The sequence below is a fragment of the Erwinia mallotivora genome (assembly GCF_000590885.1).
Classification (GTDB): domain Bacteria; phylum Pseudomonadota; class Gammaproteobacteria; order Enterobacterales; family Enterobacteriaceae; genus Erwinia; species Erwinia mallotivora.
In genome coordinates this window covers 40,290-65,545 of the sequence record NZ_JFHN01000034.1, presented here as the reverse complement: position 1 = coordinate 65,545, position 25,256 = coordinate 40,290, and the positions used below count along the sequence as shown (strand labels likewise).

Sequence of the window (25,256 nt, the reverse complement as noted above, 5' to 3'; positions counted from 1 at the left end):
AACAGAGCGGATGGGAATAAGAATGCGAGGGGATTTCAGTTACACCGTTCGCTGGCGAATGCCCGCAAAGTCAATTTCGGCATTTCCCTCTCCGGCACATAGCCACTCTTCCAGCCTGGCAGCGACTGCCGACGGCTCCAGACGCATTTTTCCGCGCAGGGCACATTCCCATACCACCAGCACCCTCCAGCCAGCGGCGGACAATGCGGCTATATCACGCTGGTCGCGCAGCACATTGCTGTCAATTTTCCCCATCCAGAAAGCGGTACGGGTAGCAGGCACTTTGAACAGGTGACAGTGATGATGATGCCAGAAGCAACCGTGAACAAAGATGATGGCCTGGTGCTGCGTCAGCACAAAATCTGGCCGTCCTGGCAACGATTTCTCCTGTACGCTATAGCTGAAGCCCAGCTCTGCTAACAGTTCCGCCAGGCGATTTTCAATGGCCGTATCACGGGTACGGATCGCCCGCATATTTTTACTCCGGATTGCAGAAGAGTGAACGTCAGCCATCGCGTTATCCTTTTTCTGATTACCCCGCCATCATCCGGAAGTAGTGCCCGCTGCGCGCGCCTGCACCGCCAGTTCAATCCAGGGTAGCAGCAGTTTCGCCACCGCCGCAAAGGCAGGAACCACCACCGAATTACCAAACTGCCGGTACGCCTGAGTATCAGAAACCGGGATGCGAAAGCGTTCGCCATCCGGTGTCTCGAACCCCATCAACCTTGCGCATTCCCCGGGCGTCAGCCGCCGGGGACGTCGCTGTTGGTTCTGCGCGTTATCAAAGTCGCGCTCACCCTGTGCGTGATCCCATCCCCGGTCAATCAGGATTTCGGAACCGTCCTTGTAGTAACGCGCCGACAGGGTGCGCACCACACCATTTTCCCTCTGCGGATCGACCAGACCGTAACCAAAGCCGTTGCCTTTGGCCTGATGCTTCTTTGCATAGTGATAGAGATACTTCCACAACGTTGGCGTGAGGATATATTTCTCCGCCACATTCTGCTCAAGTAGCGCCCTCAGTGGCGTGCGTTGCGGTGGATAGAGCGTCGACAGCGCACGCAGGCTGAAGGTCGGCAGCCGCAGGTATCGGCGAAAGCCCACCAGCACAATACGCTCCCGGTGCTGGGGCAGAAAGTGTTTACCATCAACGATTTTGGGATCGGGCGTGCCGGTCACATCAGCATCTGCCACGTCATACCCCAGTTCATCGAGCGTATCCATAATGATGCGAAACGTTTTGCCTTTATCGTGGCTCTTGAGATTCTTGACATTTTCCAGCACAAAAATGGCCGGCTTTTTAGCTGCAATAATCCGTGCCACGTCGAAAAACAGCGTTCCCTGCGCTTCACATGCGAAACCGTGGGCGCGGCCAAGGGCATTCTTCTTCGAGACCCCCGCAAGGGAAAATGGCTGGCAGGGAAAACCGGCCAACAGTACGTCATGATCGGGTACCGACTGCGCAATATGCTGACAGGCCTGCTGCTCTGTCGCTGCGGGATCGCCACTGAGCGTCACGTCACGGATATCCTGATTAAAGGTGTGCGACTGCGGACAGCAATACCAGTTAGCCCGGTAGGTTTTGACTGAATATTTATTCCATTCGCTGGTAAACACGCACTGCCCGCCGATTGCCTCAAAGCCGCTGCGAATACCGCCAATTCCGGCAAACAGGTCGATAAAACGAAAGCCATAGTGCGGATGATGTGCCGGGGGAGAAGGAAGCAAACCCGCCAGTACGCCAACCTCGTCCTCATTCAGGCGTCTCGCCGTCGGATGATCCTTAAGCCAGCGCTTCAGTGTGTCACGCGTCCATCTTTTCGGGCTGACTGCATCCAGACTGGCGATAACCGTTTTAGCATCATAGATATCCAGAACCTGAGCCATCAACTTTCGCTGAGAGTCAGGGCATGACTGCTGTTGATCTGTCTGTCCCGCAGACGGCGCATCAGGACGGTTAAACTCGCTCATATTCATCCGGTTAAAAGTAACAGAGCGCACAGTCTACCATGTCATCCTCGCTGTGCCAGGCGTTCCGCTATACGGGGCCGAACGCCTGGCCGCCAGCAGGCTTTGCTATCAGACATCTATAAGGTTCCGCTAAGGCTTGCCGTGACATCTGCCCGCCGCCCACCTAAACTGTCGCAGTTTTTTTACTGATTAATGGAGTCTGACGCCATGAGCGAGATCTCACGTCCCCAGCTGACCCTGCCCGGCGGCGCGGATAAATTACTGCTGCACTCCTGCTGTGCGCCCTGTTCCGGCGAAGTGATGGAAGCTATTCAGGCTGCCGGTATCGACTACACCATCTTTTTCTACAATCCGAATATTCATCCGCAGAAAGAGTATCTGCTGCGTAAAGAAGAAAACATCCGCTTTGCTGAGAAGCACGGGGTGCCTTTTGTTGATGCGGATTACGATACCGATAACTGGTTTGAACGCGCCAAAGGCATGGAGTGGGAGCCCGAACGCGGCGTGCGTTGCACCATGTGTTTCGACATGCGCTTTGAGCGCACCGCACTTTATGCTCATGAACATGGTTTTCCGGTGATGACCAGCTGCCTTGGCATCTCTCGCTGGAAAAACATGCAGCAGATTAATGACTGTGGTATGCGCGCTACCGCCCCCTATCCGCAACTGACCTACTGGGATTATAACTGGCGTAAAGGTGGCGGATCGGCACGCATGGTGGAGATCAGCAAACGCGAACGGTTCTATCAGCAGGAGTATTGTGGTTGCGTCTATTCCCTGCGAGATACCAACCTGCATCGTAAAAGTCAGGGCCGTCCGTTAATCAAGCTGGGTAAGCTTTATTATGGTGATGAGCAGCCATAACCGGCAGAATTTCCACAGGTAATTTGGCTTATTAACAGATTGACCGCTGTTTATGGCAGCTGCCCGCCGCCTGTAAAATAACTGACATCAATGCCATGAATACTCCATTTTATTTTTCCGGAGTTCGCCATGTCATTGCTCACCACCCTGCCCCTCCGTTGGCGGTTTCGCCCACGCCGTTTTACTCTGCACTGTCCCGCCTGGCTGCAAAGCCTGCGTGGGGCTTTCGTGCTGTTGCTGGTGTTGTTCTGCCTGTTGCAGTGTAGCAGCGCTCTGCTGCTCACCCGCCTGGTAGGCAGCACGCAACATAATGTGCAGCTGTCACACCAGTTGAACCAGCGGCAGGCTCTGCTGGATGAAGCCAGGATGGAGCTGCTGACGGCCAGCGACAACAGCAATCGTGCCGTCATCTGGTTGATGCAGGACAATCAGACCGGCTCAGTGGACAGCTGGAAAAGCCTGGCAGAAACAGCCCGGGCCTCGCTGGATAAAGCGCGAACCCTGTTTACCGCCTGGCAGGCGGACAGTGGCAGCCCGCTCAAACAGAATTTCGATTTGCTGGCCGATGGACTTGATGAACAGTTAAAAGGGCTAAATGCCAGGGATATCGATGCTGTTTTTATGGTGCCGATGCAGGCTTACCAGCAGCAGTTTAATGATGCTTATTACCAGTCAATTAACAGCGCCAACGCCCGCGCCGCGCAGCTCAACCAGTCCAGCCTCAGTGCGCTGACCGATAATCGTAATCTCTCGCTGGCGATCTTTGCTCTGCTGTTGCTGCTGTTACTGACCAGCGGGATGCTGCTGCTACGCGGCGTGATCCTGCCACTGGACAGACTCTCCCGGCAACTGAGCCGATACGCTCTAGGTGAACTTTCACAGCCGGTGCTGACGTCTGGCCCGCAGGCACGTGAAATTCGCCAGCTGATTCAGGCAACTGAAGAAATGCGACAGGGATTGCAGCACATCGTCAGGGAGATTAACGCGGTGTCGCAGGCGGTCATGGACAGCGCCAGACAGATAGCACAGCAAAACAGTGAGTTCAGCCACCATAATCAGCAGCAGAGCAGCGTTTTTGAACATCTCAGTGGACGGCTGAACCGCGTGGCCGAAGAAGTGGAAAACAGTGTTGGATTCGCCAGCCATGCTAACCAACAGGTACAGGAAGCCGATACGCTGACCCGGCGATGTGGCGATGTGGTCGCGGAAGTGGACGCGCGAATGCGGCAGATCGTGGATGCCGCCAGCGAAATTTCCGGCATCGTTTCTCTGCTTGATGGAATGTCACTCCAGACCCGACTCCTGTCGCTGAACGCGTCTATCGAATCTGCCCATGCTGGGATCTATGGCCGTAGCTTCTCGATTGTGGCGAAGGAGATTGGCATGCTGGCGGAGCAGAGCGGGACTTCTACCCGCAATATTGATCGACTGATTAGCCGTACACACCAGCACATTGACAAGGGTTTCAGTAGCGTTGTGGCGCTGGAAAGCCTGTACGGTGACATTACCGTAGCCGTCACCAGCGTGGTCACATTATTGCAGGAGTTGCTGCAAAATGCCGACGCACAAAGTCGGCGGGTTAATACGATTGCAACTGAAATTGACGATCTTAATCAACAGGTAAAAATCAGTGAGGCGCTGACCGGTGAAAATGCCCAGGCCTCAGCCACACTGGTGGAACATGCGCAACGTCTGTCACACAGCGTCAGTCAGTTCGTCCTGTGACAGACCGTCCCCCTACGCCGGGCGAAAGGGGGGCGGTCTCGCAGGACTATTTTTTCTTTTTAGACTTTTTCAGTAATACGCGGATCTGTTTCAGTTCGCTGGCAGTAAGCTGGTCATCGGCCGCTTCTTCAGTAAGGTTAAGATTATCCACGGGCTGTGCCGAATCCTGATCGAGGCTGGCCTGTAAACGTTGAGTCACTTCCTGGCTGAGTGATATCTGATTTTCAAGAGCAAATGTCTTCAGTGTTTCTTTCAAGGCGGGATCGATTTTTATTGTTAAGCTGACGGTGTCGGTCATACCACGTTCTCCTGAGTGTTATTGCCAACACCGTAGCCCAAACGCCCTTGCTTAACTATATGTTCACAAAAATTTAATATTTCCCCGTAGCAGAGGCGAACTCCGTTAATACACCCTCATCCAGCGCACAGTGATCGCCCTTTAACTCGGCGCACAGCTTGGCCATATAGGTCACCAGAAAGTGGGCATTATATTCCGCCAGCCTGCGCCCTTCTGCGGTCTGCATGGTTTTTGGCAATTTCAGCAATTTTTTCTGGAAATGGTCCAACGCCCACTCTGCATCATTCAGCGTACGCTGCTTGCCCAGCGGGTCGTTGGTGTCAAACAGTGAACGCCCAAGGGCACCCGAAACATAAAACACCCGTGCAAGGCCAATAGCCCCCAGCGACTCGAGTCTGTCAGCATCCTGGACAATTCTGGCCTCCGTCGTTTCAGCGGGAACTCCCGCGCTGAAACTGTGTACATGAACGGCATGGGCCACCGCCTCAACCTTTTGCTTTGGGAAATCAGGGAATACCTCTGACAGAATGGGGCGCGTTTCTACTGCCGCTTTGGCCGAAGCCAGATGCCGCTCAGGATGGTTTTTTGGCAGATTGACAATGTCATGGAAATAACAGCCCGTCAGCACCACCAGCTCATCTGCCGGGGTGGTTTGCAGGATGTTCCGGGCGGTCTGCCAGACACGCCGCAGATGTGCCACATCATGGGCTTTATCATCCTGAGGCCAGGTCTCGTGTAGCCAGTTTTCAAAACGGGTTTGCCAGTGAATGAGTGTCATAGACTTCTCCTTATTATCAGAACGGCCAGAGATGTCAGTGGGTAACAGACCTGTCCACCATGCGGGAAAAGATTGACCAACTGGTCAAAACGAGATCCACATCAAACTTATAGCGTTAATTTTAACGAACTCACAACATATTTCTTTCTTTCAGCATTTTACTATCAAAAAATTTTTTGATTAAACCGCCCGATAATCCTTAAAAAGTAATAAACAACCTATCACAACAAGTTGTCGGCATTTTGTTACACCATAAGATAGAATTAACGATGGCTCAGACGTCATCATGACGTTACTTATCGATATATCAGTACAGAAAAGTTGTTTGAAATTAATGTAATGTATTGTAAATGCAACATAAATCAAATCTGTTGCCTCGCGTTTCTGTTGGGTATTACCAGTTTTATAAGTAATAATCGGGCTGGCTTAGTCCCTGACGTTGCGTAGCCGCGTGCCGGGCGAAGAGTGTAAAAACATACATAAATATGATTAATTTTTATCATATTTTTTGAAGCTCTTTACAGGTGCGAACTCTCCGGTCACTTATATTGTTTTTTGGCGAGGCTGTAATCAGCATTTTTATCAGTAAGTAACAGAGGTCTGAACATGAAAGAACGCCCGATTTTATTTAACAGTCAACGGGTGCAAGCGCTGCTCTCAGGGCAACAGAGCCAAACCCGGCGCATCATGAAGTCACAGCTACTCGGTCCAGGGCAGGATAATCACGAGGGGTGCTATGGTATTGACGTGCTGAACAATCAGTTACAGGGTAAGCGCGTAATGGGCATGGATAACATCAGTTATCACTGTCCTTACGGCCAGCCAGGCGATCGTTTATGGGTGCGGGAAACCTGGCGCGGCCCGGTAATCAGTCAGCATGATATGCCTGACTATGAGCTTACGCCCTCCCGCTTCAAATCCTCCAGCTATTGCCAGTATCGCGCAGACACCAGCCAGTTTTCATCTTACGAGGATGAAAATGAACACGTTGGCTGGCAGGCGGGTATTCATATGCCTCGCTGGGCGAGCCGCATTAATCTGCAAATCAGCCATGTTCGCGTGGAGAAAATTCAGGACATCAGCAGTGAAGATGTTATGGCGGAAGGTATTCAGGCTGACTCGCACTTCCTGAATAATTTTTTCACCATTCACAATGAAGTTCTCTCCTCCCGAGATGCTTATCGTAAGCACTGGGCAGAGCAATATGGCGGCACCAGTTGGGAAGTGAACCCCTGGGTGTGGGTAATAGAATTTATCCGCGTGTAATTGCAGAACCCGGAATCAACTGCCGCTAACATCGTTCAGGCTTGAGAAAACGCGTCGCCGACCGTGGCATTCCCGCGGATGGCCACTTTATCCTTTGTTGCTGTGGCAGCAAAGGATGAAACCAACCTGTTCCCTTATATCTGGCTCTCTGTTACACACCCAACGCCATAAGCTGTCATTTTCAGTAACACCGTTTTATTAAGATTTTGCCGCAGCCCGACACAGGGTATTCAGTATGTATTGCTAAAAAAGTAATGCGATAGCTGAGCTGACGCCACCATTTGTTTACTATCCGACCGGATTGATTTAAACACAGCCAACTGAAAGTGAAGGCTTTTTTTTAATGTTGACAGCCCGTCATGCCGCCGTTACTATGCGCCCCGTTGAAACAATTCCTCTGTAGTTCAGTCGGTAGAACGGCGGACTGTTAATCCGTATGTCACTGGTTCGAGTCCAGTCAGAGGAGCCATATTCTTGTTTTCATGCGTCCTTATATCTCCCTGTTCAGTCGGATTTAATAAGACAGCCTGAAACTCTCTACCGACGCGTATCTGATTTTCTCTGCGCATCATGGGTGGTCTGATTTACAATCATTTCTGTTCGATAACAGAGTGACCACCCCACCCCTCTCTAACGCAGAATTCCACAGCAACCAGCCTTGTATGACCCCTGTAAACTAACCGCTTCCGAAGCTATATATCTGCCTGTCAATCAGGGTGGTTATGCCTTTGCTACCTCAACTATCGCTTCAATCGAAAAGAATCCCGAACCTCCGTCGATATACAACATGAGAGCGCTATATGTAACAGCGCCCACATTCAGGCCAGATAAAAATCATCAGCTCAGAATAGCTTCCAGTCGGGCCAGCACTTCATTCACAACAGCGTCGGGTATACGTTCCAGCCGCTTACCGCTTCGGGCTGCCATATCAATGGTTCTGGGCTGGTCACAGCGAATAACGCCCGCCGTCTTTGTACCCGCGCCGTCCAGTGAGACGGTAAAACCGGCGGCGCGGGCGAAGTTTCCGCCGCTGGTGACGGGAACAACAACGGGTAGCTGGGTCAGCTTGTTAAACGATGCCTTCGATACGATAAGCACCGGACGTTTTCCGCTTTGCTCGTGACCAGCAATCGGGTCCAGTGAAACAAGCCAGATTTCCCCTCTGTCCATTTACAGGATCTCCTTGCCCACCGCTGGCGCATCAATCCATTCCCGATCCACTTCGCTCACTTCGGCGTGCGGATCACACTGTGCCAGCAGCTCCTCAAGTGAATAACGGGGCCGTTTCTGAGGTTCGATAATCAGGCAGCCATTATCAATGGTCATACCCACTTCGCTGTCCGTCGACAGCTCCAGCGTTTTCAACACGGCGGGAGGAACCGCCAACATAATGGATCCGCCAACCTTTTTCAGGCGAGTAGTATACATAGAGCACCTCCAGATATTATATTTTAATATAACATTTCTGGCAGGCGATGCGCAATTATTCATCAGATCCATTGTGATTTCCCCAGTGCAATAAAGCGTGAACAGAGCCTTAGTCTGTCGAAGTACTGTTCCGGCAATTTTCAGTGGTGACCATCCTGATGCAGCAGACGCTTGTTTCAATTCATAAAGCATTGCGGACAGCCGGGCGCCCGGTGCGTAATTAAGAAGCCCGATAATAGAAAACTGTTTTTTCAGTTCAAAGGATTATGACGGATCAGGTAACCAAAATGCGGCGCAGCTTCCATATCATGGCTGCACCCGCACATCCGTCGAAAGGGTTGCTCTGATTTGCGGTCATTTCTGTTTGATAATGGAGTGCCCCTCTCGCCTCTCAAACGCAGAAATCCGCAGCAGCCAGCTTTGTGATCCCCCCTGAACTGACCACTTCCCATGCTTTGTATCTGCCTGCCTGTCCGGGTGATTACGCCTTTGCTACCTCAACTATCGCTGCAACAACAAAGAATCTCAGCTTGCGTCGATATGCAACATCAGAGCGCTGTGTGACAGCGCCCACATTCAGGTCAGATAAAAAGCATCAGCTCAGAATGGCTTTAAGCCTGACCAGTACCTCATTCATCATACTGTCAGGCCGTCCCAGCCGCCTGCCGTTGCTGGCGGCTATATCAATGGTTCTGAGTTGATATGGCGGAATGCAGCCGGCTGCTATAACAACAGCTCATCACCCTGCTTAAGAATGCAATGATAGTTCCCGGCCAGAGTCGGTTGGGTGAAAAAGTCGTTGATATCGATAACCCTATTCAAATGCTTCTGAACTCTGCTGTGCAGCAAAACCATGCTTATCGAAGTTCCACCCACGTTAAAGAAGTTACTTTCCTCAGTCAGTGGAATGTCACCCAGTACACTTTGCCAGACAGATCTGAGCGCCTGCATAAGAGCAGGTTCATTTTCCGCAGGTGTAACCATCGCGTCACCAGGTGGCACAGCAAGCCAGGGCTGAATGTTTTCTGGCAATTGCTTACGATCGATTTTACTGTTTGGCGTTAAAGGAAATTTATCTAACTGAATCCAGACGCCGGGCAACATCGGGGCGGGCAATTTCTTACCCAGCCAGCTATGTAGTTGCTCAGCACACAGTTTTTCCTGTGCCGTGTAAAAGGCCGCAATGATTGGGCTGCCATCACCGGAGGTTCTCAGAATCACCGCGACACCCGTTAATGCGGGGTAATCCTGAAGTGTATTTTCAATTTCCTGTAATTCAATGCGGTAACCCCGAAGCTTAATCTGATTATCACTTCGTCCAAAATACTCCAGCTCATAACGGTCATTCCAGGCAGCGAGATCACCGCTGCGATACATCTTCCTGCCGGCAATAAATGGATTATCAATATAGACCTGCTGGGTGCGTTGCTGATCGTTAAAGTAGCCTCTGGCCAGACCCTCGCCGGATATATAGAGGTCGCCGCACATTCCGCGAGGCACCGGCGTTAAATGTTGATCCAGCAGATACAATTGGGTATTGGCAACAGGGCTTCCGAGTGTGACCGCTGTGGCCTCAGTCATCTCTTTAACCGCTGACCACACCGTGGTTTCAGTAGGGCCATACATATTAAATATGCGTAATGTCTTAATATCTTTCAGATTTTCGAGTAAAGAAAGCGGGAAGGCCTCACCGCCCACCAGCAACAGCTTTAAGGTACTGAACAGGCTGTTAAGATTAAGCTCAGAAGCAGCAAGAAGCTGAAGACGCGATGGCGTCATCTGCGCCAGTTCAACAGAGTATTGCTGCAAGAGCGCCGCAATTTCGTAAGGGTTGGTTTGCTGTTCTTCTGCTGCCAGAACCAACGTCCCTTCTGATGCCAGAGTGAGAAAAAGTTCGAGTACGAAAATATCAAAGGAGACAGAGGTCAGCCCCAGAACCGTTGGATTGGCTGGCAAAGGGAGCGACTCGCGCATAGCAAAAATAAAATTAACAACATTTTTCTGCTCTACCATTACCCCTTTAGGCAGGCCCGTTGAGCCGGAGGTAAAAATGATATAAGCGAGTGTATCACTGGCAAAATCATACTGAACAGCCGTAGCCGGACGACGGGCGGCAGCCTTAATTGCCACCACAGGGTCGATAACTAATCCGGTGTATTCCGTGTGCTCATCAAGGGGCCTGTCGGACAACAAAATATCTGTTTGCGATATTTTAATCATCAACTCAACTCTGTCCGCAGGATAAGCAGGATCTAATGGAACGTAAGGCGCACCGATTTTAATGGCGGCAAGCAGCGAGATGATTAAATAACTGCTTCTTGTCAGCATAACGCCAACTGGTTTTCCTGGTCTGGCACCGTTCTCTACCAGAATCTGAGCAAGCGTATTGACCTCCTGCCCCAGTTGATAATAAGTAAGTTGCCGATCCTGGCATACAATGGCCGTACGCGATGAAGAATAGTCTATAAGCCGATCAACCGGGCAGTTAAGAGGATAGCTGCGTGCAGTATCATTCAGATTATACAATATAAAATCACGGGACTGGCTGGTCAGCAATTCTAACATGCGCACCGGAATATTGGGTTCCGTAACAGCATTTGTTATTAGTGCAGCCAGCCATTCACTCCAGTCAGTGATAGTTTTTTTGTTAAATGTGGCGCAGGAATAATGCAGACGACAGGCCAGAGTTGTCTCTGAAAGAATAAGCTCAAAAGCCAGATCGTGTTCGGGAGAAGCAGGCAGATAGCCGACAACAGGAAAATCCGGACTTAATTCCGGAAATGAGGTGCGAATGCAAAATTGTGGAAAACATTTTTCGCCATCAGGCCCAAAGAGAGCTGTCTTATTTCGCAGTAGGGGCATTATTTTCGCACGCGTAATATTTTCTCTGACCCACTCGATAAATGGCTGCGAGGATGCAATATGAATATTTTTTATTCCGACGGTGCCAGGTCCAAATGATAAATTGTCCGCCTGAAAAGCCGATATCGCAATTGAGAAATCATATTGATCGAGCGTTCTGCCTAAAAAGGCGATGAAACAGCCTGAAAAGAAATCTTCTTTTGTCACACCCTGCTGCTGGCAAAAATTGTGGATTTTAGCGATCCATTAAGCCTGCAAGGGTACTCCGACCGATGCAAATTGCTTATTATCTGAAGAACGTAATGAAGGTTCTCTGGTAAGCTGGAGGGGATAAAGTGTTATTTCATCAGTATCCATCCACTGATCTGTTTGCGGCAACGATTTGCCGGTATACAGCGCGTGAAAGGTTTGAAACAGCGTAATTAACGTACTTTCATCACCAAAGGATGGATTGACAGCCAGCAATAATTTTTCCTCAGCAAGATCATAATCCATCCACCAGTTTAATGAATTAACTGCATTATCAGAATCTGATAGCTGATATTGTGGATAACGGATTGTCAGTGCTGTAATTAAAAGTGAGGCTTTCTGTGTGTCGAATTCTTTTAGTATTCTGAATGTTACATGACACCAACCCCTCATCTCATCAGCAGCAGGACGCTGGCCGGTATAACACAGAGGATACTGATTTTCTTTAGCAATCGACTTACTGGCAGTTGATGCTTTGCTTTTATCAAACCAGATATGACTGCGTGCAAAGGCTGTGGTCGGCAACAGAACCGTATCAGACTTATTGCCATGATATAACTGCCAGTCGATATTTACGCCAGCCATGAACAGTAATGACCACAGTTCAGTTAAATTATTCAGCAATGGTAGTAATGCGATAACGGTGATTTGCGAAAGGGATTTCTTATCAACATCAAAGGTTTTATTCAGCTCAGATGATAAAACGATCGCCGGACGGTCAAACGCCTTCAGTTTCATTTCAGCACCGGCGACCAGCTCCTGTTCAGCTGGGCCATTTTTAACAGACAAAGAAAGTAACTGAATAAATTCATCACGCAGCGTTCTGAAAATAACGTCGTCTGTATTACTCCGTTCTTTTTTAAACAACGGTTGTTTTTCATCGGTTAAATAATCCAGCGCTAAACCTTTTGTCTGTAAAAGGCTCGCTAAGGAAAATTGATGGCAAAGACTAAAAGCGGCCAGACTGAGCAGGTTTTCAGGCGTTGTTACCTTGTTGACTACGCTGTACAGCTGACTGAATGTCATATGTCTGATTACAGACAGGCCAGAGATAACGTATTTAAAAGCGTCACGATAATCAGAATAGCTGTCATACAATGCTTTGCTTTCTGCCGCAGGGGCTGTGGGCTGAAAACTGAAATGAAAAAAGATCTGTGGTGAACAAGCTGAGGTCTGATAGTGATTTTGACGAGCCTCAGGGGTCAAACTGTTCAGCCTTGTGAAATCCCGGTGTAACTGTTCGACATTCGATACCAGACTGGCAAAGCGCACCGGATAAGCAGAACGTTGGAAATTCGTCGCCTCACACCATGCAGCCAAAGCGGAATCTGTCGTGGGTAAGTTTGCCGTAAATGATCGAAGCGTATTTTCTAATCCGCTGATACTTTTCGCTGCCAGGGTGACCAGATAAGGGGGAGAAGGCGCGATTGCCTGTCGGGGTCTGCTGCCTGTCCACTCTTGCAGAATCAGATGTGCATTGGTGCCGTTGATCCCCCTGCCGCTGATACCCGCAGTTTTAGGACGCCCGGTAACCGGCCAGTCACGCGCCTCACTGACAACCTGTAATGGCGTCATATTCCAGTCAATCTTGTCCGCAGGCGTACTGAAATGAAGATTGGGCACCAGCTGTTGATGCCTGATACACAGAATGACTTTCATAATGCTGGCCATCCCCGCTGCGGCTTCCATATTGCCGAGGTTAGATTTAACGCTGCCGATTAATAGCGGAGAGTGACGTTGGCTGAAAACGTCATTAAGTACAGCGCCTTCCTGAATATCGCCTTGCGGACTGCCGGAGCCGTGCGTCTCAAGGAAGTCAATATCATCGTAATTAAGATTGCTGACTGACAATGCCTGTCGGATCACATCCACTTGTGCCTGCGGAGCCCCTCCAGGCGAATATTCACTACGGCCGCCATTGTTAAGCGCCCCACCCTTCAGTACCGCCAGGATAGGGTCATTATCTTTTACAGCGTCATCGAGACGTTTTAATACGATGGCCCCGCACCCTTCACTCGGAACATAACCATCAGCATCGGCGGAAAAGCTGCGGCATCTCCCTGATGGTGAAATCATATTGAGTGCCGAAAAACTGATATACCCGTCAGGCGTCAGAATAAGGCTGACGCCGCCAGCCAGTGCTAAATCACACTCGTGATTATTTAATGCGGATGCAGCCTGGAGAACCGCCGCCAGAGAGGAAGCACAGGCTGAGTCAATGGCAAGGGCTGGCCCCTCAAGCCCAAAACAGTAGGAAATTCGACCTGCGGCGGTACTCATCGCACTGCCAAAGGCAGAGAAAGGGCCAATTTCGTGCCCCAACTGTTTACCGACAGCCATATATTCAGAGGCTGAAATTCCAATATAGACTCCGGTTTTACTGCCCATGAGGTCTTTAACCCGAATACCGGCATTTTCGAAGGCTTCATGGCTGACTTCTAACAATAAACGTTGTTGTGGTTCCAGTTCCAGCGCCTCACTCGGAGAGATATCAAAGAAGCCCGCATCGAAATATTCAATATCATCGATAAATCCCCCCTGATCGGTCGCGATATTATTTTTTACTGCTTGCGATGTCCATCTTCCCGTCGGAATAGTGTCAACCGGATCATGTCCGACATTCAGTGAATTCCAGAGTTCTTCAGGCATTTTAATATTGTCTGGAAACCTGCATGCCATACCTGTTATTGCAACAGGGGAGTATTGCTTTCTATTCATATTAAATACCAGTTACGCACGATGAGAAAATAAATGTAAAAACAGATCGGGATCAGCAAAAACCGCTGGAAGATAAAAGACGCTGCGTGTCACTACGGCACGCAGCAAGGGTGATTAATCGATAATTTTTTCGAAAAGTGCCATTACATGTTCAGAGACCTGATGGCCCGCACGGGTAACAGCAGGTAACTGCCACTGTAACTGGTCAGTAGTCAGCCCCAGAGTGTTGCGCATGCTGCTCATTTTTTCGGGTAAGACCGGATAAAATAATGTTGAAATAACATCAAGTGAATAAAAGAGTACGCTGAGCGCCTCTTCTAACAACGCTGTCTGGCCATCTTTAAATAAATTCCAGGGCTGGCTGTCATTAACAAATTTATTTGCCTCACGCACAAAATCAAGTGCGTTTTCATAAACTATAGATAGTTTAAGTTCATCGACTAATGGCAATGTGGTATCAAAAGTGGCAGCGGCTTTACTGATTAAAAAATGCTGAGAAAAAGTCTGTTCAGACATTTCAGGGACGACACCGTTACAATATTTATTGATCATTGCGACAGTTCTTGAAAGTAAATTCCCGATATCATTTGCCAAATCATTGTTCAGTCGCTGCTGAATAACTGCCTCGCTGATAATGCCGTCTGAACCAAAACGAAGCTCTTTGATTAGCGTGTAGCGCAAGACATCACAGCTGTATTTTTCAGCGGCATAAAGAGGATCAACACCATTGCCAAGTGATTTACTCATTTTGCGGCCATCACTGCCCAATAAATGCCCTGAAACCAACAGACGCTTGTAAGGAGAAAAACCCAACGCTTTGCACATACTCAGCCAAAACAGAGTATGTGTTTTGAGAATATCTTTACCGATAATATGTTGTGATTCCTGCCAGAATGCCTGTGCATCATCCGGATGAGCATAATGGAGTGCTGATATATAGCTTAACAGCGCATCAAACCAGACATAAGTGACATGCTCGTTATCCCACGGAATGGCAATTCCCCATGAGAGCCTTTCGCGGGGACGAGAAATACTGAGATCGCCAATATCCTCATTCAACATTTGCATGACTTCATTCGTGTACTGGGATGGCGAGATAAGATCCGGATGTTCATGCAGGTAGCTTTTGATCCAGTCCTGATATTTTGACATGCGGAAAAAGTAATTTTTTTCTTTACGGATCACCGGTGGATCTTTGTCTTCCGGTATTTTTCCATTGACCAGCTCTTTTTCGGTAACGAAACGTTCCTGTCCAACGGAATAAAGACCTTCATATTCAGCGGAATAAATATCCCCCGCATCGTACAGTTTTTGTAGTGAGTTTTGTACAAATTCCCGATGAAACGTCGAGGATGTTCTTACAAAAAATGAATAATCAACATTTAATTTATCCCACGCTAAAATAAAATGTTCTGCATTTTGCCGGACAAACTCTTCATTGGTTATTCCACGCGCAGTTGCTGCTTTCGCTATTTTTTCACCGTGCTCATCTGCGCCTGTCAGCAAAAAGGTATGACAGCCAGCCATTTTTTTTATGCGCGTCACTACGTCGGCATGAATGGTCGCATAGGCATGCCCCATATGCGGTTTATCATTTACGTAGTATATCGGCGTGGTGACGTATGATTTCATAAATGTAAATAACCCCTTTTCAGGTTTTCCATAGCAATTTTTATTATTAAAATTATATCCAACTATTCAGCCAATGTATATGAAATCGCGCCTGAAATGCAGATGAAATCGTTCTGAAAAAGGCATTCAGCGCGCGGGTTTACGAGGGCCTTTCCACCTCAGACAACAGCTCATAAAATAAACAAAAAAAGATAATAATAGTGAAAAAATGAATTAAAGGCGGAGTCAGTTTCATTAAGGTTGCTGCTGGCAGCGTAATAATCCTCCATGGAACTGTCCGCCTCACTGGTCCTTTTAGTGCAGGCATTTAACCGGAGAGCGCCCAAAGCCAGCTAACATGCCTGACTCAGGTGCACTCACCATAGCAATCCCGCTCAGGAAAATGCCTTTATTTGCTGATTAACATACCAGTCAATCCGCCAGATAACCCAGTTCGCGCGCAAGTTTACACAGCGCTTTGTCTTTGTAGAGTGTATTGGTGTAAATGGCGATGCCAATTTCCAGTAAAGCGATCGCCGAAAACATCGGATGAGCAGGATGCAGCCCATGACACATTTTAGGTGGTGAAGAAGTCAGTTCAGCAATCGAATTATTATTCTTCGATTCTCCCTCTGAGTAATAAAAAGAAGCAACGCTGTAAACAAAGGCTTCATTTTCCTCATTGACAATATTGCGGACATCCTGTCGTAACGATGAAATGTCCTCACCATTAGACATTTTATATAAATAGAGCAAATAAAATAAAGATGCTGAAAGCACTTGCTGATTAGCATCATTATTTTTGAGGATCGTATGCAGGCCCAGGCTGTGATCGGCTATTTTATAACCGTAGGTATTAGGTTCACTGTTATTACAGGAATCAATCAGTTTCCGCGCGGCAATTTCCAGCTCAGACTCTTGTGGCTTTAAAAAGCTTTTGAGCACCAGAGTCTGGCGTAATTCAGGGCAGCGGCGACTGACTGAACGCGCAGCATGGGGAATCAAACCATCAAATATCGCCATTCTTCCATAAGAAGGTAAAACAGAATGGATAATATCACCAGCATGGTCAAAGAAAACGGTCTCGCCCGCCCACTCAGGACACCAGTCCTGGTTTAAATAGATCAGGGTTGTAAAATGGCCCGGCGTACGGCTGTCAGTATGAGGATAACCCTCTATGCCATAGGTGTGGGCATTGACATAACACCGGACAAGTTTATGACCTGGCAGCCAGTTGGCTTCCAGTACTTCCCATATTTTATTAATTGGCGCAAAGTCAGGATTTTGTTGTAAAAGGTGCTGTTTGTCATCCTGATTTCGTGGGTTCACATGCAGCAGCGTCTGCTCCCAGTGGCCATAGGAAAAACCTTCACGGTCAGAAAGGGAACCAAATTCCCAGCGCGCCTTGTTGTTAATAATATCCAACGTATCGCTAAGTACATCATCATCAAACTGATTGTCTGCAACTTTAATAAATTTCATTTCTTCCTCACGAACCGTAGCGGTGAATAGCCTGCTCAAGAATATTGCAGAAGTTACGAATGTCTTGCTGCTCCATATCTGCTCGTCCCATAATTCTCAATCCGGACTTTCCTTTTGCCACGATGGGAAAAAATACCGCAGAAGTATAAAAACCATGTTGGTAGATATACTGAGCGACATTAATTGCATGCCCGGTACTCTCCAGGTTAATAATTCTTATTGGTAATCCATTTCCCGCATTTACCGTCGGAATGGTTTTATCAAAAAACGCCATCATCTGAGACAGCTTATTTTGCAGGGCCGGAAGTTCAGGCGAAAGGTGAATTTTTGCCGATGCATAGACGGCTCCCAGGCCCGCGGCGTTAATCATTTGCGACCAGCCAAGTGGCCCACCGCAATAGTTAAAAATCTCGCGCCACGCCGGGTTGCCAAAGAGAATAATGCCGCCTGTCGCCCCAAATGCTTTCGCCAGAGAACCGACGATGATGGTTCTTTCTCCCAGCGTATCAAGCTGAGAACGTACAAAGCCGCACCCGCGTTCACCATAAACCGACAAAGCGTGGGAATCATCGAAATATAAAAAGAGTCCGTACTGTTGTTGCAGCGCGACCAGCTCTTTCACCGGCGCGTTGCCGCCCATGCTGTAAGCGCCATCGGCAATGTAAGCAACAACCTCATTCTCTTTACATAATTGTTCAATATAATCGAGGTCATTGTGTGGCGCGGTATGAACAGTTGTTTCATCGCCACAGGCCGCCTTCAGCACATTCATCGAAAAATGGCAGTTCTTATCAAAAACCATCACGGGCCTTTTACCGTCAGTAAAAGTGCCTGATGCCAGCAGCGGAAGAACCACCGCGGAGCTGGAGGTGCATGACGGCGTCAGAATAGCCTCAGCCTGATAAACCTGACCAAGGGTATTTTCAACATCATCCATCAGCTGCGGCGCAATACGGGCACGTGAAGCTGAGGTGCTCATCACACCTTCCTGCTGAATAGCAGAAATCGCTCCGGCAATAATGTCAGGATGCCGATTTAATCCAAGATACGAGCAGGAGATCATATTAATAAACTGATGTCCTTCCGCAGTACTGAGTTTATTCCCGCTATAACCGGTGGTTCTGATATCAGTGAGTCCTTTACTCCGGGCTTCACGCCAGGATGGCATACTTAACTCAACCATTTTCTGAACATTAGCAAACTGTCTCAAGGTTAATTTCCTTTTTAATTATGCTTCGGCCGCAGCGGATTATTAGCATCGAGAAACTCAGGCAACAGCGGCGGCATAAAATCCTGGTAATCCAGGAAATAGCTTTTTTGCGGCGCTGAAGGATACAGTTGCTGATAAATGTCTTTCGCCAGTGCCCGGGCATCGTTGACCTTCTGAACGCCGTCCTCATAAAATTTATCCCATTGAGCTTCAAGCTTGTGCAGCAGAGGCTCATTTTTCTTTGCATCTTCAGGGTGAGAAAACTTATAGCCAATTCCCTGATAGTAAAGATCGGGGAAACAGATATTTGCCAGCCGGGTAATATAATCAGAACGGCGGAAACGAAGGCTGACAGACATACTGTCTTCAATGTAATCAACGTAATGCCAGCTTAACGCAGGGACATACATACATTCGCCCGCTTCCAGAATGACTTCGCACCCACCGGTGAAGTCAAGAAATGCCTTACGATCTTCATCGGTAAAGTTTTCCAGACTCCAGCCGGCAATTTGCGTGAATGGAGCAAGTTTATGCGCTGCGGACTGTGGCCAGGTAATAAAACGCTTCCGGCCAAAAACCTGATAAAGAAAGCCATGCGTGCCAGCTTTGTCGATATGAATATGTGCAAAGTTACCTTTATTACCGATAAAACACTGATTGACAAATTTACTGCTTTCACCTTTTTCTGCATGGCAGACTTCAGGTATCTGATAGGTGGCTTTAAGTTCTTCCGGGCTGGCAAACTCGATACACATCATCTTGGTGTCCGGGTTCGTCTCCAGAAACTTTAAATATTGTGCGACGGTCAGCGTCTGATTTCCTGAAGCACTGCCCGGCGAACTTGTGCTGTTTTCGGCTTGCTTGCGATATGCTTCGCCGTACTCGTTCTGGATACCGACAGACATATCACCAAAATGCTCGATGACTTTTTCACGGGTATTAATTTCTCTGATTGCTTCACCTTCAAATAAATTCGTGATGACCACAGGCCGTAAACTATGCAGTACCTCTTCATCAAAAACTTTTTTCTCTGGCAATTTAATTCTGTCAACTTTGATATTCATCATATTCTCCATTCAGATAAAAGCGGTGCTTCAGTAAATTATTTTCACTGGTTCAGAAAAGAACGATTTGACTCAATCAGTCGGATGAGCCATCCACTGGCAACAGGGTAACGGCCCGATATTTGCACCATTAGCATGATTAATAACATTGGAGCCCGCGTTATTTTTTGCTCTGATAAATCCGCCAAGATTTTTATTACCGAAGACGAAAATGCCCCAGATAATTTTCTGTAGTTCGTTTGATAATCCGCCATCAGGATGCGCTAATGTCACATTCATCAGTGGGGGCGCGACGTAACGCTGAGCGACATAGGATTTAGGATGTAATTTATTCATCACTTCGGTGACAACATCCTTCCATTCCTGTTCGCTCATATCCGGGCCGACATATACATCAAAACCACAATTACCATCTATCGGCTTGATAACGAGACTGTCCTTTTGTGCAAGTACCGCATCATAGCTTTCACTGGTCAGCCAAAAAGTGTAAGGGATGAAGCTCCTGACCAGCGTTGTATCTTCAGAAGAAAGGCTACCGGCCAGGGCTTTTTCCCAGAGCAATGCCAGAATGCCTTTATTACTTAATACATTATATTTTGGACTCATCGGACAACGAACAGCGCCACTGGCAATTGCCTGCATAACAGGTTGATATTCGTCGTAGCGATCCCGGACATCCCGCTCGTCGAAAAATCTGTACACCACATCAATTTTCGCGCCCTCTGCGGTATATAATGATTTGCCATCCCAGTGAACATCTTTGTGGCCAATAACCGAAATATCTTTACAGGGTACAAACTGCTTTAACTCATCTACCATCACATGAAGTGAAAGCTTCATATGTTCAAGATGTGCATCATCTTCAATAAAGACGATATTGCCATCGAAATTAAAATATTCAGCAGAGTATTTAGCCCAAAATTTCAGGGTATCATAAGCTTGTGATTGCCCACTGAGTCGGGGCAGTGAGGCATAAAAAATCCCCCCTACGGTCGTTCCGATATTCAGTTCAACCAGTTGCCACTGCTTATCAGAGTAAATGAGATCGCTGCGTGCGAAAACCTCATGAGTAATATCCTCAGTGAACATAGTTAAAATCTGTGCCGACTGCTCAGAAAAACCCAGCGCCAACGCCATTTTTTTGGTATCACGATCAAAGTCATGAATATAGATGTCGGACAAAAGCCTTAAAACAGCGCTGGTTTTACTGGCTGCTTCTGATAGCTCCTCTTCAGCCATGGGTAAGCCACCAATAACAACATTCTCACCAGGATCGACTATCTCTAATTTATGTGCAACATCACACAGCGATCGATGCCATAATTCAGACTCACTGGATGTCAACATACTAATTCACCCTCAACGATCAATTTTGATTTACGCTTACTTGAATTGATTAAGTAATCAATACCCACCCTGTGCAGTGAATAATTATTATCAGTTAAACAGTGAGCAACAGGATTTTCACTGTTTCTGAGGATCTGACTGGCTCTGTCTTTAATATCTTCAGCAGACAGACTTTCATCAAGCAGCGATAAAATTAAGTTAATCTCGCCAGCGTGTAATTGGATTTGAAACTTTGTTATCTCCAGCTCTTTTTCAAACTCTTTCAGCAATGCTGAGACATCTGTTTCGGTAAAACGGATATCTTTAAAAGTCCAGTGCCGTGGATAGCGACGACCGTGAATAGAGAAAAGCCTTACTGGCGTTCCCGGCGGATCGATCCACTGCATAAAATCGCCGGTATCCAGACGAATGGCCGGGGCTGAGGTACGCAATTTATTTGTTACAACGGCAACGCCCATCACGCCACATTCAACAATTTCCTCTCCGGTTTTAATATCAATGTTTTCAATCACCACGGATTCATCAATAGTGTTGTAAACATTTTGCTGATAACCCGGCTTACTGAAGCCAATGGCACCCGCCTCCGTCGTACCATACATAAAAGGAATCAGGGTTGCTTGCGGGAAGCTTCGTTTTAACAACTCTTGCTGTGCGCCATAAAGCAGTTCACCGCCACCCCAAATTTTTCTGATTTGTGGCATCGTTTGATTGTTTTTATACAGATAGCAAGCAATACCCAGTGCTGTGGAATTGATGCCTGAAATTACATTTGCTTTAAACTGCTGGCAGGCTTCGACAATACGCTCGTAGCTGTGGTCACAGCCCAGCGGAATTTCTGAGCAGGGAGCGGAACTCAGATTAATAATATCGTGTACTGCCATAAAAGAGGCACTGCCAGGCTCTGAAAGATTACAAACCACGTCACCGGCACAAATAACCTGGTTCGCGGTATGTTTCATTGCCAGAATTTCATTGGTTTTGCGCCAGTCATCCCGGCCGAACAGCGCAGTCTTAGGCTTGCCGGTGGTTGAAGAGGAGTAAGAGAACATGCCAAAGGCATCGTGTACGCTAAATATCTCTGATACACGATGCGGATCATGAGCGACAGACATAATCTTTTCATGCGTTGCAATTGGCAGCTCTTTAAGATCAAAGATCACCGCAGGGGCATGTTTATAAAGTTGCTGATAGAAAATAGTGTTTTTACGTGCATTATCCACCAGTTTATTCAGGGCCTGCTTATTCATTAATAATCACTCCACAATACCAAATTGAGATAATATTTCGCCTGTCAGAATCATATCCATCATGATATGCCCGGTAGAGCTAAAAAGCGTTTTCCTGTTCATTAATGAACTTTGGTCTTTTTTAGCTAATTCGAATAAATCAATGGCATTTTCATGTAGCGAACCGGCTTCTTTAATTGCTGTCTCGCGATCTTCTACAACAACAAAACTTTCTTTAAGCCATTGTTGTGGAACTTCTCTGGCAAGCGGTGTATGCGCGCCCATAATGTTCATATGAACATTTTCTTTGATGTTATTTGTGCTGAATATCGGCGTAAAAGAACCTGTTGCGCTACAGATAATATCTGCGTCATTAACCGCATCATCAGCGCTTTTTGAAATCACAACATCAATTTCTGGCCACTCGCAGGAAATATATTCTGCAAGTTGCCGGACCCGATTATCACTGCGATTATAGAGATTAACCTGCCTGATATCACGAACCGCCAACACCGCTAAAAGTTGTTGCCTTGCGAGGTTGCCGGCACCTGCAAGGGCAAGTTTTCTGGCTGCTGGCGATGCACATTGTGCGGTAACCGCACCCACAACGGCTGCACATTTTAACTGGGTAAGTTCACCCCCCTCGATCAGTGCTAAAGGTTTTCCTGTTCCGGCATCAAAAACCACCACAATGCAGTTCACTAAAGGTTGTGTCGGGTCATTGTGTTCGACAAAAGTGGCAATTTTGTTCACAAATATTTTTTTGTCCGTAAACAAACCGGGCATACTGCCAAAAACTGCCAGAGGATTATTTTGCCGGATAAGTGTTCGCACAGGGCAATGACTTTCCTTGTGCACCTGAGAAACTAATGCCTGCTGCATGACCGCAATTGCCCGAGACACTGTCAGTTTTTTTCTTATCTCGTCAGCGCTGATAAAAGGAATATTATTCATTTTGCGTTTTGCATTGGTATCAGGAAGCTACGAATCGCCGTCATAAAAACGGTATCTTTATTGACTAAACCACGCGTCTCAACCGTCACGATTCCCTGACCAGGACGTGAAGCTGATTCACGCCGGGAAATAACTTCAGTTTCTGCGTAAAGGGTGTCGCCAACATAAACAGGATGAACGAACCTCACTTTATCCCAGCCAAGATTGGCAATGCCTCTGGCACTTGTACCGGCCAGACTCAGCCCCCCGACGATGCCAAAGGTCACCAGACTTGATACCAACGGCTTGCCAAATTCGGTGTCTTTGGCGTATTCATTGTCGATATGTAAGGGATGGTTATTAAGATTGATCAATGACTGCCAGATATTATCGGCCTCCGTCACTGTTCTTCCTGGTTTATGCATATAAATTTCGCCTGGTATAAAATCCTCATACCATAAACCATGACTTTCTTCGTAACGGTTATTGCCTTTATAAATTAAACGCGACAGGACTTTATCTTTATTCATTTTATATAACCTTTGTCAGATTCTGAGTCGATAACTTTCTGTGCAAACTTGATAAATGGGGGGCCTGTCATTTCACCATTATGTTTGACAATATTTTTATCACCATGACGTTCAATGACTTCGTGTGCCAGCCTGACATCTTCTTTTGTATTTTTGAACAGGCTATTAATCACATCAATTTGTTGTGGATGAATAGCAATTTTCCCATAAAAACCGAGTTCGCGGGCAACGAAGCAGTCATCTCTTAATCCCGTCAGATCGTTGATATTGAAATAAGGCGAATCAATAACGGGTATATTCAGTTCGTGACACAGAAAGCTCAACTCTTCTTTGTATTTTGATAATTTATTTTTTTTGGGATCGAATCCCATGTCAACAGAAAAATCAGCAGAACCAAAATGAAATGATGAAATATAATCTGGCATACTGGTTGCGTTACGTAAAAATCTGAATCCCTTTATTGATTCAATAACCGGAATTATTTTCAGGTTTGCCTGAAAAGGAGATAAAATTTCCTTCACGATTTCACAATCACGCAACTGGCAGAACTTTGGAATAATGATGTAATCAGGCGCAACTTTGTGATAAGAAAAAAAGTGCAAATCCAGCAAACCCTGCTCATCAGATAAATTATTTATTCGTACCGCTGTATTAGCCATCCTGCCTTTTTTTAATTCTTCTAATACACGTAATCTTCCATCATGCTTATGAGTGCGCGCCAGACCATCTTCAAGATCCATAATAGTCATATCCGCGCCAAATTCCTGCGCTTTACTGTTGAGATTTTCTTTTGTTGCAGGCCCGCACAACCAGCTAATTTGCGCCACAGATGCTCTCCTTTAAATTAAACTTTTTATTCAGGAAAAATAAGACAGTGAATTATTTCTTTTATCGGCTGCTCACCAGCACTATCCTGATTGCGTTAATAAAGTGCCATCCCACCATCAATCGTTATCGTGGTGCCGGTAACCCATGCAGCCTCATCTGATGCTAAAAACAGTGCTGCACCAGCATGATCCTGAGCTATACCCGTTCTGCCCAATGGGATATTTTCAGCCCTGTTTTTCCATAATTCCGGTTGGCTCTCCCACTGTTCGCGATTAGCATTGGTTGCGGTTAAACCCGGGCAAATACCATTAACCCTGATGCCATATTCAGCCAGTTCAAACGCAGCGCTTTTGGTAAGATTTTCCATTCCTGCTTTGGCTATCTGATAATGCGCAACCCGACTTCGGCAAATCCGGGCACTCAGCGAAGAGATGTTAATTATACTTCCTCTGGTCTCTTCGGTTATCATTCTGCGCGCTACTGATTGTGTTAAAAAGAAAGGGACCTTCAGGGTAGTATTAAGAACCCTGTCATAGTCATCCTCATTTATTGTCATAAAAGAATCTCTGGTCAGGATTCCAACATTATTAACCAGGATATCTGTATTACCAAACTCATCAACACATCTTTCAATAATATCATTGCAGCATGAGACATCAGACATGTCACATTGCATAGCAACTATTTTTCCATGTTCCTGTAATGAACCTGCGATTATCTCTTCTGCTTTTTCTTTTGAGTTCTTATAAGTAAACAGAACATTTGCGCCAGCAGAAGAAAATCTTTTGACAATAGCTTCACCAATGCCATGACTACCCCCTGTAACAATAGCTACCTTATTTTTTAAATTCATGATTTTTTCTCGA

The 25,256-nt window shown here is 47.0% G+C and carries 21 protein-coding genes and 1 tRNA gene; 4 read left to right on the top strand and 18 right to left on the bottom strand.

Annotation, left to right across the window (positions count from 1 at the left end):
- Window positions 1-39: 39 nt before the first annotated feature.
- Entirely contained in the window at window positions 40-513 is a 474-nt protein-coding gene (locus BG55_RS06155) for a very short patch repair endonuclease (protein ID WP_034935539.1), read from the bottom strand.
- A 30-nt stretch (window positions 514-543) separates the two neighbouring features.
- Window positions 544-1,971, bottom strand: a complete 1,428-nt coding sequence (locus tag BG55_RS06150; RefSeq protein ID WP_034935537.1) for a DNA cytosine methyltransferase — start codon at window positions 1,969-1,971, stop codon at window positions 544-546.
- Window positions 1,972-2,178: 207 nt separating this feature from the next.
- Between BG55_RS06150 and BG55_RS06145 the strand changes: the two genes are divergently transcribed.
- Both BG55_RS06145 and BG55_RS06140 read left to right on the top strand, forming a co-directional pair.
- Complete coding sequence (locus tag BG55_RS06145) at window positions 2,179-2,835, top strand: epoxyqueuosine reductase QueH (RefSeq protein ID WP_034935535.1); 657 nt, start codon at window positions 2,179-2,181, stop codon at window positions 2,833-2,835.
- A 129-nt stretch (window positions 2,836-2,964) separates the two neighbouring features.
- Complete coding sequence (locus BG55_RS06140; RefSeq protein ID WP_034935532.1) at window positions 2,965-4,560, top strand: methyl-accepting chemotaxis protein; 1,596 nt, start codon at window positions 2,965-2,967, stop codon at window positions 4,558-4,560.
- Window positions 4,561-4,606: 46 nt separating this feature from the next.
- On the opposite strand, the gene BG55_RS06135 is transcribed toward BG55_RS06140, so the two are convergent.
- The gene (locus tag BG55_RS06135) at window positions 4,607-4,858 is read right to left on the bottom strand and encodes a hypothetical protein (RefSeq protein WP_034935529.1); all 252 of its coding nucleotides are present in this window, start codon (window positions 4,856-4,858) and stop codon (window positions 4,607-4,609) included.
- Between the two features lie 73 nt (window positions 4,859-4,931).
- Window positions 4,932-5,636, bottom strand: coding sequence for a phosphohydrolase (locus BG55_RS06130; RefSeq protein ID WP_034935526.1), 705 nt, complete (start codon window positions 5,634-5,636; stop codon window positions 4,932-4,934).
- A 606-nt stretch (window positions 5,637-6,242) separates the two neighbouring features.
- Here BG55_RS06130 and BG55_RS06125 point away from each other — a divergent pair.
- Together BG55_RS06125 and BG55_RS06120 are read left to right on the top strand one after the other, a co-directional pair.
- Window positions 6,243-6,902 (top strand): hypothetical protein, encoded by a 660-nt coding sequence (locus tag BG55_RS06125; RefSeq protein ID WP_034935524.1) that lies wholly within the window; start codon window positions 6,243-6,245, stop codon window positions 6,900-6,902.
- Window positions 6,903-7,295: 393 nt separating this feature from the next.
- Window positions 7,296-7,371 (top strand) — tRNA-Asn (locus BG55_RS06120).
- 368 nt (window positions 7,372-7,739) lie between these two features.
- Here the strand turns inward: BG55_RS06120 and BG55_RS06115 are convergent.
- The 14 genes from BG55_RS06115 to BG55_RS06050 form a co-directional block, all read right to left on the bottom strand.
- The gene (locus tag BG55_RS06115; RefSeq protein WP_034935522.1) at window positions 7,740-8,072 is read right to left on the bottom strand and encodes a type II toxin-antitoxin system PemK/MazF family toxin; all 333 of its coding nucleotides are present in this window, start codon (window positions 8,070-8,072) and stop codon (window positions 7,740-7,742) included.
- Window positions 8,073-8,330 (bottom strand): AbrB/MazE/SpoVT family DNA-binding domain-containing protein, encoded by a 258-nt coding sequence (locus tag BG55_RS06110; RefSeq protein WP_034935520.1) that lies wholly within the window; start codon window positions 8,328-8,330, stop codon window positions 8,073-8,075. It lies immediately after the preceding gene.
- A 723-nt stretch (window positions 8,331-9,053) separates the two neighbouring features.
- Window positions 9,054-10,895: a non-ribosomal peptide synthetase gene (locus tag BG55_RS06105; protein WP_160170838.1), complete on the bottom strand. Its 1,842-nt coding sequence runs from the start codon at window positions 10,893-10,895 to the stop codon at window positions 9,054-9,056.
- A gap of 543 nt (window positions 10,896-11,438) precedes the next feature.
- Entirely contained in the window at window positions 11,439-14,159 is a 2,721-nt protein-coding gene (locus BG55_RS21375; protein ID WP_084276224.1) for a type I polyketide synthase, read from the bottom strand.
- Window positions 14,160-14,273: 114 nt separating this feature from the next.
- On the bottom strand, window positions 14,274-15,791 hold the full coding sequence (gene metG, locus BG55_RS06095) for a methionine--tRNA ligase (RefSeq protein WP_052018718.1): 1,518 nt from the start codon (window positions 15,789-15,791) through the stop codon (window positions 14,274-14,276).
- Window positions 15,792-16,202: 411 nt separating this feature from the next.
- The gene (locus BG55_RS21370) at window positions 16,203-17,252 is read right to left on the bottom strand and encodes a 2OG-Fe(II) oxygenase (protein ID WP_052018717.1); all 1,050 of its coding nucleotides are present in this window, start codon (window positions 17,250-17,252) and stop codon (window positions 16,203-16,205) included.
- A 7-nt stretch (window positions 17,253-17,259) separates the two neighbouring features.
- Entirely contained in the window at window positions 17,260-18,462 is a 1,203-nt protein-coding gene (locus tag BG55_RS06085; protein ID WP_034935515.1) for an aminotransferase class I/II-fold pyridoxal phosphate-dependent enzyme, read from the bottom strand.
- 14 nt (window positions 18,463-18,476) lie between these two features.
- Window positions 18,477-19,526 carry a cupin-like domain-containing protein gene (locus tag BG55_RS06080; RefSeq protein ID WP_034935512.1) on the bottom strand — a complete coding sequence of 350 codons (1,050 nt, stop codon included), beginning with the start codon at window positions 19,524-19,526 and terminating at the stop codon, window positions 18,477-18,479.
- 72 nt (window positions 19,527-19,598) lie between these two features.
- Window positions 19,599-20,873 (bottom strand): circularly permuted type 2 ATP-grasp protein, encoded by a 1,275-nt coding sequence (locus BG55_RS06075; RefSeq protein ID WP_034935509.1) that lies wholly within the window; start codon window positions 20,871-20,873, stop codon window positions 19,599-19,601.
- Window positions 20,867-22,120, bottom strand: coding sequence for a phenylacetate--CoA ligase family protein (locus BG55_RS06070; RefSeq protein WP_034935506.1), 1,254 nt, complete (start codon window positions 22,118-22,120; stop codon window positions 20,867-20,869). Before BG55_RS06070 ends, BG55_RS06075 begins: the two co-directional genes overlap by 7 nt.
- Window positions 22,121-22,126: 6 nt before the next feature.
- On the bottom strand, window positions 22,127-23,053 hold the full coding sequence (locus BG55_RS06065; RefSeq protein WP_052018716.1) for an ornithine cyclodeaminase family protein: 927 nt from the start codon (window positions 23,051-23,053) through the stop codon (window positions 22,127-22,129).
- Window positions 23,050-23,562 (bottom strand): MaoC family dehydratase, encoded by a 513-nt coding sequence (locus BG55_RS06060; RefSeq protein ID WP_034935504.1) that lies wholly within the window; start codon window positions 23,560-23,562, stop codon window positions 23,050-23,052. Before BG55_RS06060 ends, BG55_RS06065 begins: the two co-directional genes overlap by 4 nt.
- On the bottom strand, window positions 23,559-24,389 hold the full coding sequence (locus BG55_RS06055; RefSeq protein ID WP_034935501.1) for an HpcH/HpaI aldolase/citrate lyase family protein: 831 nt from the start codon (window positions 24,387-24,389) through the stop codon (window positions 23,559-23,561). The genes BG55_RS06060 and BG55_RS06055 overlap by 4 nt, the downstream gene beginning before the upstream one ends.
- A 95-nt stretch (window positions 24,390-24,484) precedes the next feature.
- Window positions 24,485-25,243: an SDR family NAD(P)-dependent oxidoreductase gene (locus BG55_RS06050; protein ID WP_034935499.1), complete on the bottom strand. Its 759-nt coding sequence runs from the start codon at window positions 25,241-25,243 to the stop codon at window positions 24,485-24,487.
- Window positions 25,244-25,256 lie beyond the last annotated feature (13 nt).

Coding starts and splice junctions, on each gene's coding strand:
- metG (WP_052018718.1), bottom strand. CDS start 15,791: ATGAAATCATACGTCACCACGCCGATATACTACGTAAATGATAAACCG.
- BG55_RS21375 (WP_084276224.1), bottom strand. CDS start 14,159: ATGAATAGAAAGCAATACTCCCCTGTTGCAATAACAGGTATGGCATGC.
- BG55_RS21370 (WP_052018717.1), bottom strand. CDS start 17,252: ATGAAATTTATTAAAGTTGCAGACAATCAGTTTGATGATGATGTACTT.
- BG55_RS06075 (WP_034935509.1), bottom strand. CDS start 20,873: ATGTTGACATCCAGTGAGTCTGAATTATGGCATCGATCGCTGTGTGAT.
- BG55_RS06155 (WP_034935539.1), bottom strand. CDS start 513: ATGGCTGACGTTCACTCTTCTGCAATCCGGAGTAAAAATATGCGGGCG.
- BG55_RS06135 (WP_034935529.1), bottom strand. CDS start 4,858: ATGACCGACACCGTCAGCTTAACAATAAAAATCGATCCCGCCTTGAAA.
- BG55_RS06130 (WP_034935526.1), bottom strand. CDS start 5,636: ATGACACTCATTCACTGGCAAACCCGTTTTGAAAACTGGCTACACGAG.
- BG55_RS06105 (WP_160170838.1), bottom strand. CDS start 10,895: ATGTTAGAATTGCTGACCAGCCAGTCCCGTGATTTTATATTGTATAAT.
- BG55_RS06110 (WP_034935520.1), bottom strand. CDS start 8,330: ATGTATACTACTCGCCTGAAAAAGGTTGGCGGATCCATTATGTTGGCG.
- BG55_RS06080 (WP_034935512.1), bottom strand. CDS start 19,526: ATGAATATCAAAGTTGACAGAATTAAATTGCCAGAGAAAAAAGTTTTT.
- BG55_RS06070 (WP_034935506.1), bottom strand. CDS start 22,120: ATGAATAAGCAGGCCCTGAATAAACTGGTGGATAATGCACGTAAAAAC.
- BG55_RS06150 (WP_034935537.1), bottom strand. CDS start 1,971: ATGAGCGAGTTTAACCGTCCTGATGCGCCGTCTGCGGGACAGACAGAT.
- BG55_RS06145 (WP_034935535.1), top strand. CDS start 2,179: ATGAGCGAGATCTCACGTCCCCAGCTGACCCTGCCCGGCGGCGCGGAT.
- BG55_RS06050 (WP_034935499.1), bottom strand. CDS start 25,243: ATGAATTTAAAAAATAAGGTAGCTATTGTTACAGGGGGTAGTCATGGC.
- BG55_RS06115 (WP_034935522.1), bottom strand. CDS start 8,072: ATGGACAGAGGGGAAATCTGGCTTGTTTCACTGGACCCGATTGCTGGT.
- BG55_RS06140 (WP_034935532.1), top strand. CDS start 2,965: ATGTCATTGCTCACCACCCTGCCCCTCCGTTGGCGGTTTCGCCCACGC.
- BG55_RS06065 (WP_052018716.1), bottom strand. CDS start 23,053: ATGAATAATATTCCTTTTATCAGCGCTGACGAGATAAGAAAAAAACTG.
- BG55_RS06060 (WP_034935504.1), bottom strand. CDS start 23,562: ATGAATAAAGATAAAGTCCTGTCGCGTTTAATTTATAAAGGCAATAAC.
- BG55_RS06125 (WP_034935524.1), top strand. CDS start 6,243: ATGAAAGAACGCCCGATTTTATTTAACAGTCAACGGGTGCAAGCGCTG.